Source organism: Caenispirillum bisanense (genome assembly GCF_900230255.1).
GTDB classification, from domain to species: domain Bacteria; phylum Pseudomonadota; class Alphaproteobacteria; order Rhodospirillales; family Rhodospirillaceae; genus Caenispirillum; species Caenispirillum bisanense_A.
Genome location: NZ_OCNJ01000004.1, coordinates 192,606 through 205,054, shown reverse-complemented (window position 1 = coordinate 205,054; position 12,449 = coordinate 192,606). Strand labels below are relative to the sequence as shown.

General features: G+C 70.8%; 10 protein-coding genes and 1 pseudogene. 6 read left to right on the top strand and 5 right to left on the bottom strand.

Annotated features, from left to right (window positions below; translation table 11 throughout):
• The first annotated feature begins 286 nt into the window (after positions 1-286).
• Together CRP50_RS10740 and CRP50_RS10735 are read left to right on the top strand one after the other, a co-directional pair.
• The gene (locus tag CRP50_RS10740) at positions 287-2,578 is read left to right on the top strand and encodes an MASE3 domain-containing protein (RefSeq protein ID WP_097279159.1); all 2,292 of its coding nucleotides are present in this window, start codon (positions 287-289) and stop codon (positions 2,576-2,578) included.
• A gap of 32 nt (positions 2,579-2,610) precedes the next feature.
• A complete protein-coding gene (locus tag CRP50_RS10735) occupies positions 2,611-3,117 on the top strand; it encodes a GNAT family N-acetyltransferase (RefSeq protein ID WP_097279158.1) in 507 nt (168 codons plus the stop codon).
• A gap of 16 nt (positions 3,118-3,133) precedes the next feature.
• Here CRP50_RS10735 and CRP50_RS10730 read toward each other — a convergent pair whose 3' ends face one another.
• Together CRP50_RS10730 and CRP50_RS10725 are read right to left on the bottom strand one after the other, a co-directional pair.
• Positions 3,134-4,003 (bottom strand): ABC transporter permease, encoded by an 870-nt coding sequence (locus CRP50_RS10730; protein ID WP_097279157.1) that lies wholly within the window; start codon positions 4,001-4,003, stop codon positions 3,134-3,136.
• A complete protein-coding gene (locus CRP50_RS10725; protein ID WP_097279156.1) occupies positions 4,000-4,836 on the bottom strand; it encodes an ABC transporter ATP-binding protein in 837 nt (278 codons plus the stop codon). Before CRP50_RS10725 ends, CRP50_RS10730 begins: the two co-directional genes overlap by 4 nt.
• Before the next feature lie 218 nt (positions 4,837-5,054).
• Between CRP50_RS10725 and CRP50_RS10720 the strand changes: the two genes are divergently transcribed.
• The 3 genes from CRP50_RS10720 to CRP50_RS10710 all read left to right on the top strand — a co-directional run bounded on the left by CRP50_RS10720 (position 5,055) and on the right by CRP50_RS10710 (position 8,935).
• Positions 5,055-7,013: a DUF2207 domain-containing protein gene (locus CRP50_RS10720; protein ID WP_176525123.1), complete on the top strand. Its 1,959-nt coding sequence runs from the start codon at positions 5,055-5,057 to the stop codon at positions 7,011-7,013.
• Between the two features lie 58 nt (positions 7,014-7,071).
• Complete coding sequence (locus CRP50_RS10715) at positions 7,072-8,250, top strand: GNAT family N-acetyltransferase (protein WP_097279154.1); 1,179 nt, start codon at positions 7,072-7,074, stop codon at positions 8,248-8,250.
• 88 nt (positions 8,251-8,338) lie between these two features.
• Positions 8,339-8,935 (top strand): DUF924 family protein, encoded by a 597-nt coding sequence (locus CRP50_RS10710; RefSeq protein ID WP_097279153.1) that lies wholly within the window; start codon positions 8,339-8,341, stop codon positions 8,933-8,935.
• Between the two features lie 19 nt (positions 8,936-8,954).
• On the opposite strand, the gene CRP50_RS26050 is transcribed toward CRP50_RS10710, so the two are convergent.
• Together CRP50_RS26050 and CRP50_RS26485 are read right to left on the bottom strand one after the other, a co-directional pair.
• Positions 8,955-9,245, bottom strand: a complete 291-nt coding sequence (locus CRP50_RS26050; protein WP_245913438.1) for an Lrp/AsnC ligand binding domain-containing protein — start codon at positions 9,243-9,245, stop codon at positions 8,955-8,957.
• 57 nt (positions 9,246-9,302) lie between these two features.
• A pseudogene (locus tag CRP50_RS26485) lies at positions 9,303-9,437 on the bottom strand (Lrp/AsnC family transcriptional regulator); the annotation flags it as partial.
• Positions 9,438-10,018: 581 nt separating this feature from the next.
• Here CRP50_RS26485 and CRP50_RS10700 point away from each other — a divergent pair.
• Positions 10,019-11,989 (top strand): cache domain-containing protein, encoded by a 1,971-nt coding sequence (locus CRP50_RS10700; protein ID WP_097279151.1) that lies wholly within the window; start codon positions 10,019-10,021, stop codon positions 11,987-11,989.
• Positions 11,990-12,022: 33 nt separating this feature from the next.
• Here CRP50_RS10700 and CRP50_RS10695 read toward each other — a convergent pair whose 3' ends face one another.
• The gene (locus tag CRP50_RS10695; protein ID WP_097279150.1) at positions 12,023-12,418 is read right to left on the bottom strand and encodes an acyl-CoA thioesterase; all 396 of its coding nucleotides are present in this window, start codon (positions 12,416-12,418) and stop codon (positions 12,023-12,025) included.
• Positions 12,419-12,449: the final 31 nt, after the last annotated feature.

Here is a 12,449-nt window from a genome sequence, read left to right as displayed (position 1 = left end):
CCCGGCGCTTTCGGGTGTGGCATGGCGCTTGCCTGGAGGTGCGGGCCAGTGACAGGGGCGAGATGGTCGCGGTCGCGTCGTGCCGCTCGCCATGGCAAGTAGAACACGGGGCTTCAGGAAGGGGGAGAGTCGGCAAAGACCGGCCTCCCCCTTATCCTTTGGTGGAAGATTGGGGGAGACTTTCGCCCCGTGCAAAGCACCGAAGGCATGAGCCCAGGGATTTCTATTGCCTTCGGAAGACCGCCATTGTCTTCTCGTGCTAATCCCTTCGGTACGCAGAGCACCCATGGTTCCCGCTCCCGTCTCCTCCGCCCAAGGCTCGCGAATCTGGGTCCTGCCGCTGACCCTCGGCGCCGTGCTCGTCGCGGTGAGTTTCACGGCCTTCCTGACCTTCCACGTCGTCGCCGAGCTGTTCGCCTGCGTCGTCGGCCTCGTGCTCTTCGTGGTGGTGACGAGCACGCGGCGGCTGACCCGCAACGACTTCCTGCTGTGGCTCGGCTGCGGGTACTTCTGGACGGCGCTGATCGATCTCGTGCACACGCTCGCCTACAAGGGCATGCACGTCTTTCCCGGCGACGACGCCAACCTGCCGACCCAACTGTGGATCGCCGGCCGCATCGTGCAGGCCGTGACCCTGGCGACGGCGCCGCTGTTCCTCTCCCGCCCCACGACGCCGGTGGTCGCTTTCGCGGTGCCGGCGGTGCTCGCGGCCGGGCAGGGGGCGCTCATCGCCCTCGGCTGGTATCCCGATGCCTACCGCGAGGGCCTCGGGCTCACCGCCTTCAAGATCGGGGCGGAATACGCCATCGTCGCCGTGCTGGCCGCGGCCGCCCTGCTGCTGTGGCGCCGCCGCGAGATGCTGGACGCGACGGTACTGCGGCTGGTGCTCGGCTCCATCGCGGCGACGGCGGCGTCCGAACTGGCCTTCACCCTCTACGTCGACGTCACCGCGGTCGCCAACATCGCCGGCCACATCCTTAAGTTCTTCGCCTTCTGGCTGATCTTCGAGGCCATCGTCCGCACGACGCTGACCGAGCCCTTCCGCGTGCTGGCGCGCGCCGCCTCCACCTACGACGCCATCCCGGACCCGACCCTGCTGGTCTCCCGCGACGGCCGCATCGTGCAGGCCAACCGCGCCACCGCCGACGAGTTCCACACGCCGGTGGCGCATCTGGTGGGTCAGCCGCTGCATGCGCTGCTCCACCCCATGGATCCCGTCGGTCCCAACGGCTGCCCGGACTGCTCCGCCATTGCCGCCGGGCTGCCGGTGCCGCAGCGGGAGATCTTCCATCCCCTCACCGGCCGCACCTACCTCGTCACCTTCACCCGCGTCGGGCCGCAGCGCAACGACGCCCCGGACGACCTGACGGAAGGCGGCACCATCGTCGTGCTGCACGACGTCACCGCCCGCCGCCGCGCCGAGGACTGGGTGCGCACCCACGCCGAGCGCCTCACCATGGCGCTCGACAACGGAGAGCTCGGCCTGTGGGACTGGAACGTGCAGACCGGCAGCGTCTACTTCAGCCCCACCATGGAGACCATGCTGGGCTACGAGCCGGGCTCGTGGGAGTGTCACGTCGACGCCTGGGAACGTCTGGTCCACCCCGACGACCGCGCCATGGTGCAGGCCGTCCTCGGCGACCACCTGGAGGGCCGGACGCCGCTCTACGAGTGCGAGCACCGGGTGCGCCGCGTCGACGGGACCTGGGCCTGGATCCTCGACAAGGGCAAGGTGGTGGACCGTGACGAGGCCGGCCGGGCGCTGCGTGCCGTCGGCACCCACACCGACATCACCGTGCGCAAGCAGCAGCAGCAGGCGCTGGCCGAGAAATCGCGCCGCCTGGAGGAAAGCAACCGCGACCTCGAGCAGTTCGCCTACGTCGCCAGCCACGACCTGCAGGAGCCGCTGCGCATGGTCTCGGGCTACCTGTCGCTGGTGCGCCGCCGCTATGGCGAGCGGCTGGACGACCAGGGGCGCGAGTTCGTCAATCTGGCCGTCGAGGGGTCCACCCGCATGGCGCGCCTGATCTCCGACCTGCTGGAGTATTCGCGCATCAGCACCCGTGGCCAGGAGTTCGAGGCCGTGCCCGCCGGCGAGGCGGGGGCGGCGGCGGTGGAGAACCTGGGGCCGGCCCTGGCCGAGGCCGACGCCGAGGTGACGGTCGCCGCCCCCCTGCCGACGGTGCGGGCCGACCGTGCCCAGCTCGAACGGGTGTTCCAGAACCTCGTCGGCAACGCCATCAAGTACCGCGCCGCCGACCGGCCGGTGCGCATCACCGTCGGCACCGAGCCGGCACCGCCCGGCTTCGCCGCCTTCGCCGTGTCCGACACCGGCATCGGCATCGCCGCCGCCGACTTCGACCGCATCTTCCAGATCTTCACCCGCCTGCACGGCCGCACCGAATACGAGGGCACCGGCATCGGGCTCGCGGTCGTCAAGCGCATCGTCGAGCGCCACGGCGGCAGCATCACCCTGCGGTCGGAGCCCGGCGTCGGCAGCACCTTCGTCTTCACCCTGCCGCTGGCCGAGCCGGCGGCCTCGCCCGAGCAACCGGCCGCCGACCGCGTCCCGGCTTGACAGGGCCGCCGCGCCGGCGGCATGACGAGCCCATGGTCCGCATCGCCGACGCCCGCCCCGAAGACGCCCGTGCCCTCGCCGAGGTGCACGTCGCCGCGTGGCGCGAAACCTATGCCGGGCTGCTCCCCGACCGCGCCCTCGATACTCTGTCGGTGCCCGAGCGCACCGCCCTGTGGCGACGGGTGATGGAGGGCGGCGGCTGGGTCATCGCGGCGCGCGACGGCGGCCGCATCGTCGGCTTCGTCTCCGGCGGCCCGGCCCGCGACGGCGACCTGCCGGCGGCGACCGGCGAGATCGTGGCGCTCTATCTGCTGAAGGCGCATCACGGCCGCGGCCACGGCAAGGCGCTGTTCACCGCCGCCTGCCGCCGCCTCGCCCGCGACGGCTGCCGCGGGCTGGCGCTGTGGGTGCTGGCCGGCAATCCGACGCGCGGCTTCTACCGCCGCCGCGGCGGCACCGCCGACAAGGCGGAGGACGACGTGGTCGCCGGCACCCGGGTGCGCGCCGTGCGCTACGTCTGGCCGCACCTGCCGGGCTGAGGCCGAAGCGCGGCGGCTATTCCCCGACGTCGAGCAGCAGCCCGAGGCGCCGCGCCTTGGTGAAGGTGCGCAGGAACAGCACGACGGCGAGGCCGAGGTAGAGCACGTTCAGCGCCACGGCGCCGCCGAACAGGTCCCACCGGAAGGTGCCGTCGAACAGCACCGCCCGCATGCCCTCGAACACATAGGCCGGCGGCAACGCCCAGGCGACCGGCTGCAGCCACCCGGGCAGGCTCTCGATGGGGTAGTAGATGCCGCTCACCGGCCCGAAGGCGAAGATCGCCACCCATGCCAGGCTCTCCGCCCCCAGGCCGTGGCGCAGGATGAGGGCGCTGACGGCCAGCCCGATGGCCCAGCCGGTCACCAGCAGGTTGGCGAAGAAGGTCACCAGCGGCAGGCCCATGGCGAAGATGTTGTATTCGTAGAACCAGATGGCGAGCAGCGCCGCCGGCAAGAGGCCGATGGTGGTGCGGATGAAGCTCATGGTCATGATGGCGGCCACCAGCTCGTAGGGCCGCAGGGGGCTGACGAACAGGTGGCCGAGGTTGCGCGACCACATCTCCTCCATGAAGGAGATGGACAGGCCGAGGTTGCCGCGGAACATCACGTCCCACAGCAGCACGGCGGCCAGCAGCACGCCGAAGGCCTGGGCGAGCCAGCTGGAATGCTGCACGAAGAAGGTGGTGATGAAGCCCCACAGCACCATCTGCACGGTCGGCCAGTAGGCCAGTTCCAGCAGGCGCGGCACCGAGGATTTCAGCACGTAGAGGTGCCGCAGCACGATGGCGCCCACGCGCCGCGGCGCGAAGACGGTGGACGTCGGCCGCTGGATGGGGCTGAAGCCCTGCTCCGGCGGGTGTGGCGGGCGATGATCGTGCGGGCTCATTCCGACAGGCTCTCCGGGCCGCTGCCGCCGCCGGGCAGCCGGGGATCACGCGCCGGCGGCTCGGCGGCCGGCGGCGGCGGCGCGGGGTCGGCGGCGGTGCGGCCGCGCGCGATGTCGAGGAACACCTCCTCCAGGTTCGACCGGCCGTAGCGGTCGAGCAGCGCCTGTGGCGGGCCGCGGTCGAACACGCGGCCGGACTTCATGATCATCACGTCGTCGCACAGCCGCTCCACCTCCTGCATGTTGTGGCTGGCGAGGAACAGGGTCGCCCCCGTGCGCCGCTGGTAGTCGCGCAGGTAGGTGCGGATCCAGTCGCCGGTGTCGGGGTCGAGGGAGGCCGTCGGCTCGTCGAGCAGCAGCAGGGCCGGATCGTTGAGCAGCGCCTTGGCGAGCGCGACCCGCGTCTTCTGCCCCGCCGACAGCTTGCCCGAGGGGCGCGACAACAGGTGCGCGATGTCGAGGTCGGCGGCCAGTTCGGCGATGCGCGCCCGCGTGTCCTTGAGGCCGTAGAGGTGGCCGTAGACCGTCAGGTTCTGCCGCACGGTCAGGCGGTGCGGCAGGTCGACGTAGGGGCTGGAGAAGTTCATGCGCGGCAGGGCGCGGTGGCGCTCGCTCAGCATGTCGTGGCCGAGCACGCGGATGGTCCCGGCGCTCGGCAGCAGCAGCCCGAGCAACATGGAGATGGTGGTCGTCTTGCCGGCCCCGTTGCCGCCGAGCAGCGCGACGGTGCGGCCGGAGGCGACCTCGAAGCCGAGCCCGTCGACGGCGGTGACGGTACCGTAGCGCTTGGTGAGGCCCGAGACGGCGATGGCGAGGGAGGAGGCAGCGGTCATGCGCCGAATATGAGCCCGCGCGGCCGCCGCGGGAAGGGGCGGCGTGGTGGTGGCGGCGGTGGGAGGCCGATCGTTGCCGCCCGCGCCCGTCGCTCCGCCGCCCCGCCCGCGGCCCCGCCCTGTGACAAGTGATGGCCGTCACCCACCGCGGCGGCGGCCGTGCTATAGTCCGGCGGCCGCGTCCTGCGGTGATCCCTGGGGGTAATGGGTCGCATCTCATGTGGTTCCGCACGGTTCGGGCACAGGCCGCCCGCGTCTTCGTCGCCCTGTGCCTGCTGCTGGTGGTTGCCGCACTGCCCGGCGCCGCCCGTGCCGCCGAGCACATCCTGCGCTTCGCCGCCGACCTGGCGGTGCAGCCCTCGGGCGACGTGCTGGTGACGGAAACCATCGCCGTGCGGGCCGAAGGCGACCGCATCCGCCGCGGCATCTTCCGCACCGTGCCGCTGGGCGGGCCGGAAGGGCGGGCCATGGGCTTCGCGCTGGTCTCCGCCGACCGCGCCGGCGGTCCGGTGCCGACGGAACTGATCCGCGACGGCGATACGGTGACGGTGCGCCTCGGCGATCCCGACAAGACCCTGCCCGTCGGCGACCACGTCTTCACCCTGGTCTATCGCGCCTCCGGCGTCCTGCAGGCAGGCGAGAGCGCCGACGTGCTGGCGTGGAACGTCACCGGCAACGCCTGGGACTTCCCCATCGCCGAGGCCTCGGTGCGCGTCGCCCTGCCCGGCGCGAGGCCGCCGCTCGCCTGGGCCGTCGCCACCGGCGCCCCCGGCAGCCGCGAGAACACCGCCGAGGCGGCGGTCGGCGCCGACGGGGCCTTCACCGCCCGCAGCCGCGCCGGCCTGCCGCCGGGCCATGGCATGACCGTGCGCCTCGACCTGCCCAAGGGGCTGGTGGAGACGGCGGCGCTCGGTGACGCCGACGCCATGGCGGATGAACCGGCAGAGGTGGCGGTGGCGCCGCTGGACGGCCTGCCGGTGGTGCTCGGCGCCCTCGGCGTGGTGCTCATCTACTTCGGGGGCGTGTGGTGGTGGGTCGGGCGCGATCCGGCCGCCGGGCGCGTCGTGCCGCGTGCCCTGCCGCCGACCGCCATGAGCCCCGCCGCCGTGCGTTTCGTGCGGCGCATGGGCTACGACACCCGCTGCCTCGCCGCCGCCCTGGTGAACATGGCGGTGAACGGCTACCTCACCCTCGACCGCACGCCCGACGGCGGCTGGCGCCTGCACCGCACCGGCGCCCCGGAGGACGTGCTGTTCCCCGAGGAGCGCGCCCTCGCCGGCAAGCTGTTCTTCGCCATGGCCTTCGAGCGCGGCCTCGACGACGCCGACGGCCGCTGGCTGCGGCAGGCCTCCGACGCGCTGAAGGAGGCGCTGGAGAAGGGCAACGCCGACCGCCTGTTCGTCACCAACCGCCTCTATCTCGGCGGCGGCATCGTGCTGTCGGCCCTCGCCGCCGTCGCCATGCTGGCCGGTACCATGGACATCGGCTCGGCCTTCCTCATGACGCTGATCCTGGCGGCGGCCGGGGCCTTCGTCGCCTATGTGGGCGTGCAACTGGTGCGGCGCGCGCGCCAGGCGGTGCGCGGGCGTCACGTCTGGCGGTCGCTGCGCTGGCTGTTCGCGACCCTGCCGGCGGGGCTTCTCGCCGGGTTGATCGCGGCGGCGCTGCTGACGGAAATCTCCATCGCCGTGCTGGTCGGGCTGACCGTGCTGCTGGTCGCGCCCTTCTTCTTCGCCTGGGCCTTGAAGGCGCCCACCCGCGACGGCCGCCGCGTGCAGGACGAGATCGAGGGCCTCGCCGCCTTCCTCGACGCCGCCGTCAGCCCCGAGGCGGCGGCGCAGGCGGTGGGCGACGCCGCTCTGCCGCCCGACCGCTACCTGCCCTACGCCCTGGCGCTCGACCTGGAGCGCCGCTGGGCGGCCGGCTTCGGGGCCGCCGTCGCGGCGGCGGGCGTGGCGGCCGGCGGCGACGGCCTGTGGCTGTGGTACGGCACGGGCGGTGGCGGACAGAACGCAGGTGTCGACGCCGACCGCCTGTGCGACGACCTCGGAAACGACCTGACGGCCGGCATCGACCGCGCCGCCACGCCCTCCGGCGACGGTGACTCCTCGTCGTCCTCGGGCGGCGGCATCAGCGTCGGCGGCGGCTTCGGCGGCGGTGGCGGCGGCGGCTTCTGACCTTGAGGCCGGGCACCGTCGCCCCCACATCGGCGGCACCCATCACGCACGAGGCCGCATGTCCGCCGACGACGCCAGCCTGACGCTCAAGGCCGTTTCCCGCATCGCCGCCGTCGATCCCGCCGCCTGGGACGCCTGTGCCGGCGCCGACAATCCCTTCGTGTCGCACGCCTTCCTGTCGGCGCTGGAGGACTCGCGCTCGGCCAGCGGCGAGGAAGGCTGGCAGCCGCAGCACCTGGTGCTGGAGGACGCCGCCGGCCGCGTGCTGGCGGTGGCGCCGCTCTACCTCAAGAGCCACTCCTACGGCGAGTACGTGTTCGACTGGGCCTGGGCCAACGCCTATGCCCAGGCGGGCGGGCGGTATTACCCCAAGCTCCAGTGCGCCGTGCCCTTCACGCCGGTGACCGGGCCGCGCCTCATGGTCCGCCCCGACGCGCCCGACCCCGCCCTGCTGCGCCGCGCCCTGGTGGGCGGCATGGTCGACCTGGCGGAGCGACTCGGCTGTTCGTCGGTGCATGTCACCTTCCCCACCGAGCCCGAAGTGGGCGAGATGGAGGACATGGGCCTGCTGGTGCGCCTCGGCACCCAGTACCACTGGGAGAACCGCGGCTACGCCAGCTTCGACGAGTTCCTCGCCACGCTCGCCAGCCGCAAGCGCAAGGACATCCGCAAGGAGCGCGAGAAGGCGCAGGCGACCGGCGTCCGCCTGCACACCCTGACGGGCGCCGAGATCACGCCGCGCCACTGGGACGCCTTCTACCGCTTCTATCAGGCGACCAGCGACCGCAAGTGGGGCAATCCCTACCTGACCCGCGCCTTCTTCGACCTGCTGGGCGAGCGCCTGGGCGACCGGGTGGTGCTGGTGACGGGCGAGGACGACGGCCGGCTGGTGTGCGGCGCGCTCAACCTGCGCGGCGCCGACTGCCTCTACGGCCGCAACTGGGGCAGCCTCGGCGAGTATCGCTTCCTGCATTTCGAGGCCTGCTACTACCGCGCCATCGACTATGCCATCGAGCACGGCCTCGCCCGCGTCGAGGCCGGGGCGCAGGGCGAGCACAAGATCAAGCGCGGCTATCTGCCGACCCCCACATGGTCCGCCCACTGGATCGCCGACCCCGGCCTGCGCGCCGCCGTCGCCCGCTTCCTGCGGCAGGAGCGCGCCGCCATGGAAGCGGAGATGGAGGACCTGGCCGAATTCGCCCCCTACCGCCGCTGCGGCGAGGGCGACGGGGGTTGAACCGCCGGTCCCCCTATCCGATATTGCGACATGAACACGACGCATGGCTGCCATGCAATTTGCAGAAGGCAGCATCGAGGATGACCCCATGCCCTATGCCGGCCCCATGACCCCGCTGCCCTCCGAAACCATGGCGCGTGTGCTCGCCTTCTGGTTCGGCGCCCCCGGCTCGTCGGAAGAAGGCGCGCCGCGGCCCGAGTGGTTCAAGCAGAGCGACGCCTTCGACCGCGCCATCGCCGAGCGCTTCGAGGAGGAGATGGACGCCGCCGCCGACGGTCGCCTCGATGCGCTCATGGACTCGCCGCTCGGCTGCGTGGCGCTGTGCATCCTGCTCGACCAGTTTCCGCGCAACGTATGGCGCGACAGTGCGCGCGCTTTCGCCTGCGATCAGAAGGCGCGCACCGTCGCCCGCCACGCCATCGAACAGGGCTTCGACGAGCAGCTGAAGCCGGTCCACCGCCTGTTCCTCTACCTGCCCTTCGAGCACAGCGAGAGCATGGCCGACCAGGAGGTCAGCATGGCGCTGTTCACGGCGCTGGGTGATCCGGGCTGGCTGGAGTTCGCCCGCAAGCACTACGACATCGTCGAGCGCTTCGACCGCTTCCCCCACCGCAACGCCGTTCTCGGCCGCACCAGCACGGCGGCGGAAGAAGCCTTCCTGAGCGAACGCGGCCGCGGCTTCTGACGCGCGGCCGGCAGGCCGCTCAGGTCGGTTCCGAGTCGGGCAGGTAGACGGGGACGGCGGTGCCGGTCTTCAGGCGGCGCAGGGTGATGTTGGCCTCGAAATCGCGCACCAGGGGTTCGTCGACCAGGAAGCGGCGGATGAAGGCTTCGTAGGACGCCATGTCGCGGGCGCAGACCAGCAGGCCGTAGTCGAACCCGCCGGACACGTACCACGCCTGCTGCACCTCGGGTGCGGCGGCGATGGCGGTCTCGAAGGCGGCCATGTCCAGGGCCCGCTTGGTTTCGAGTGAGACGCGCACCAGAGACTGCACGGCGATACCGACTTTCTCGGGCGCCACAATGGAGACGTCTGCAACGATGACTCCGGCGCGGCGCAACCGTTCGGTGCGGCGAAGACAAGCTGCGGGGGAAAGATGCACCACTTCGGACAGTGAAGCGCTGGTCAGACGATTGTCGCGCTGAAGCTCGGTCAGTATCCGTAGGTCGAATGAATCGAGGTGCATGTGTTTCCCTTTGCCGAACCGGATTCAGCGGGAGATGCCCGCATGAAAGCCCGGCGAGTTGTGCGGAAAATTATCATGCAGGTGACGCAATTTGCGCGCATTCTGCGGGGGTCCGGCGGTTATTCTTAAACCGTCCGTCACTCTTCCCGAGTGCGCTGACGGTCCGGCCAAACCGACCCGGCCGCTCCTCTACCCGATGCGCGGCCGAGGGCCGGCCAGGAGTCCCGGGTGGGACGCAAGACCCCCGCGTCCTGCCCGGGATTGCCCGCAGCAGGGTCTAGGGCGTCATGATCCGCCCACGCAGGCTTTTGGGGCCAAGACGACTTACAAGATCGCGCCGATCGATTATTCTGAACCGCAGCGCTTTGGTCTTCACCGGCGGTGTCCATCGACACCGGCGATAGTCCAGCGCTCTCGGTTGTGCGTCTCGTAAGGTTCGCCCGGCTTTAGAACGATACCATCTTCTGCCGAATTTCCTGGTGAGTCGAGTAAATCCGCATCTAAAATAGTACTTTAGATCCAGATGGTCGCCGCGGCCATGCTGTCCGCGGCCCGACCGGGACTGGAGGGGGGAATGGGCCATGCTCAAGAACATCGGGTTGTCATGGAAGATCTGGGGCGTCGTCGGTGCGCTCATGGTGGCGCTGGTGGTCGCCGTCGCCGGCGGCATGCTGCAGCTGCGCACCGCGCTCATGGAAGACAAGCGCGCGCTGGTGAAGGAGATCGTCACGGCGTCGCTGACGGTGACGGCCGAGTTCGACCGCCGCGCCCGGGCCGGTGAACTGACCGAGGACGAAGCCAAGACGCTGGCGCGCGCCGCCCTGCGTGCCGTGCGCTTCGCCGGGCAGGAATACGTCTTCGTCTACACCGACCGTGGCATCAACGTGGTGCACGGCGCCAAGCCCGAGCTGGAAGGCAAGGACCTGAGCGGCGTGAAGGATCCCGACGGCGTGCCGCTCATCGCTAATCTTGTGCAAGCCGCCAAGCAGCCGAACGGCGGCTTCGTCGCCTATAAATGGCCGAAGGCGGGCTCCGACATGCCGGTTGACAAGGTCTCCTACGCCAGTCTCTACGCGCCGTGGGGCTGGGTGGTCGGCACCGGTGTCTACGTCGACGACCTGGAACGCGAACTGTGGCAGCGCGAAGCCCTGCTCATCGGCGGCGGCCTGGCCGTGGTGCTGGTGACGGGCCTGCTCGCCTTCGTCGTGATACGCGGAATCACCAAGCCGCTGGCCGGCGTCACCGCCGCCGTTTCGGCCTTGGCGGAAGGCCGTACCGACATCGATGCCGGCGACCTCGATCGCCGCGACGAGATCGGCCGCATGAGCCAGGCCATGGACCGCCTGCGCCTGTCGGTGCGCCAGGCCTTCCGCCTCAACCAGATGGTGGAGCTGCAACCCGCCAAGGTCATGCTGTGCGACAGCGACCTCAACATCACCTACGTCAACGGCGCCGCCAAGGGCCTGCTGGAGAAGCTGGCGCCCTTCATGCACTGCACGCCGGAGGAGGTGATCGGCCGGTCCGTCCTGTCGTTCCACCGCAAGCCCGAGATGGTGCGCGCCTTGCTGTCCGACCCGTCGAAGCTGCCGTACTCGGGCCGCTTCGCCATGGGCGACATCGTCATCGAGAACACCGTCATTCCCATCTACGACGAGACCGGCGCCTACATCGGCCCCATGCTCAACTGGACCGACGTGACCCACTACGTCGCCATGATGGACAACTTCCAGAAGACGGTGCAGGCCTCGGTCGGGCAGGTGTCGGAAGCCGCCGACTCGCTGACGGCGCTGGCGCAGAGCATGCAGTCCGACGCCGGCGAGGTGGGCAGCCGCTCCACCTCCGTCGCCGCCGCGGCGGAACAGGCCGGCGCCAACGTGCAGACGGTGGCCGCCGCCGCCGAGGAACTGACGGCCTCCATCTCCGAAATCGGCCGCAGCGTCGCGCATGCCTCCGACCTGTCCGACTCGGCGGCCGGCAAGGTGACCCATGCCCAGAAGGTGATCGAGGGCCTGAACGCCAGCGCCACCCAGATCGGCGACGTGGTCAACCTCATCAACGACATCGCCAGCCAGACCAACCTGCTGGCGCTGAACGCAACCATCGAAAGCGCCCGCGCCGGCGAGGCCGGCAAGGGCTTCGCCGTGGTCGCCAACGAGGTCAAGACGCTGGCCGGCCAGACCGCGCGGGCGACCGAAGACATCGCCCGTCAGATCGCCGCCGTGCAGACGGCGACGCGCGAAGCCGTCAGTGCCATCGGCGAAATCTCCGAGGCGATCCACGAGGTCAGTTCGGTGTCGTCGACCATCGCCGCGGCGGTGGAGGAGCAGAACGCGGCGACGGCCGAAATCAGCCGCAACATCCAGCAGGCCTCCAGCGGCACCGGCGTCGTCACCACCGACATCGCCACCGTCGCCGCCGCCGCCGATTCCGCCCAGCGGTCGGCGGGCGACGTGCTGACCGCCGCCCGCACCCTCGACGACCTGTCGACGGAACTGGCGGCGGAAGTGAAGAAGTTCCTGTCCTTCATGAAGGAACACGAGGGTGCGGCCTGACGGCCTCACCCTCGCGCCACTGCCGGAAGACCGTCACGCCCGTGCGGGGGGAACCTCGCGCGGGCGTCCGTTTTCGTCGATGGCGACGAAGGTGAAGGTGCCCTCGGTCACCTTCTCCAGCTGGCCGTTGCCGCGCCGGCGGACCCAGGCCTCGATGGCGACGGCGAGGGAGGTGCGGCCGACGCGGGTGACGCGGGTGTAGCAGGTCAGCTCGTCGCCGACCCGCACGGGACGGTGGAAGGTCATGCGGTCGGCGGCCACCGTGGCGACGCGGCCGTCGGCGCGGTGCCCCGCCGCCATGCCGCCCGCCAGGTCCATCTGGCTCATGAGCCAGCCGCCGAAAATGTCGCCCGCCGGGTTGGTATCGGCCGGCATGGCGAGGGTGCGGATCATGATCTCGCCCTGGGGCGTCTCGTGGTCGGCGGACATGGGTGTCGGTCCTTCGGAAGGGTCGGAAATA

Bases quoted from the DNA above. Each gene is read 5' to 3' on its own strand.
- CRP50_RS10740 (WP_097279159.1), top strand. From the start codon at position 287: ATGGTTCCCGCTCCCGTCTCCTCCGCCCAAGGCTCGCGAATCTGGGTC.
- CRP50_RS10735 (WP_097279158.1), top strand. From the start codon at position 2,611: ATGGTCCGCATCGCCGACGCCCGCCCCGAAGACGCCCGTGCCCTCGCC.
- CRP50_RS10730 (WP_097279157.1), bottom strand. From the start codon at position 4,003: ATGAGCCCGCACGATCATCGCCCGCCACACCCGCCGGAGCAGGGCTTC.
- CRP50_RS10725 (WP_097279156.1), bottom strand. From the start codon at position 4,836: ATGACCGCTGCCTCCTCCCTCGCCATCGCCGTCTCGGGCCTCACCAAG.
- CRP50_RS10720 (WP_176525123.1), top strand. From the start codon at position 5,055: ATGTGGTTCCGCACGGTTCGGGCACAGGCCGCCCGCGTCTTCGTCGCC.
- CRP50_RS10715 (WP_097279154.1), top strand. From the start codon at position 7,072: ATGTCCGCCGACGACGCCAGCCTGACGCTCAAGGCCGTTTCCCGCATC.
- CRP50_RS10710 (WP_097279153.1), top strand. From the start codon at position 8,339: ATGCCCTATGCCGGCCCCATGACCCCGCTGCCCTCCGAAACCATGGCG.
- CRP50_RS10700 (WP_097279151.1), top strand. From the start codon at position 10,019: ATGCTCAAGAACATCGGGTTGTCATGGAAGATCTGGGGCGTCGTCGGT.
- CRP50_RS10695 (WP_097279150.1), bottom strand. From the start codon at position 12,418: ATGTCCGCCGACCACGAGACGCCCCAGGGCGAGATCATGATCCGCACC.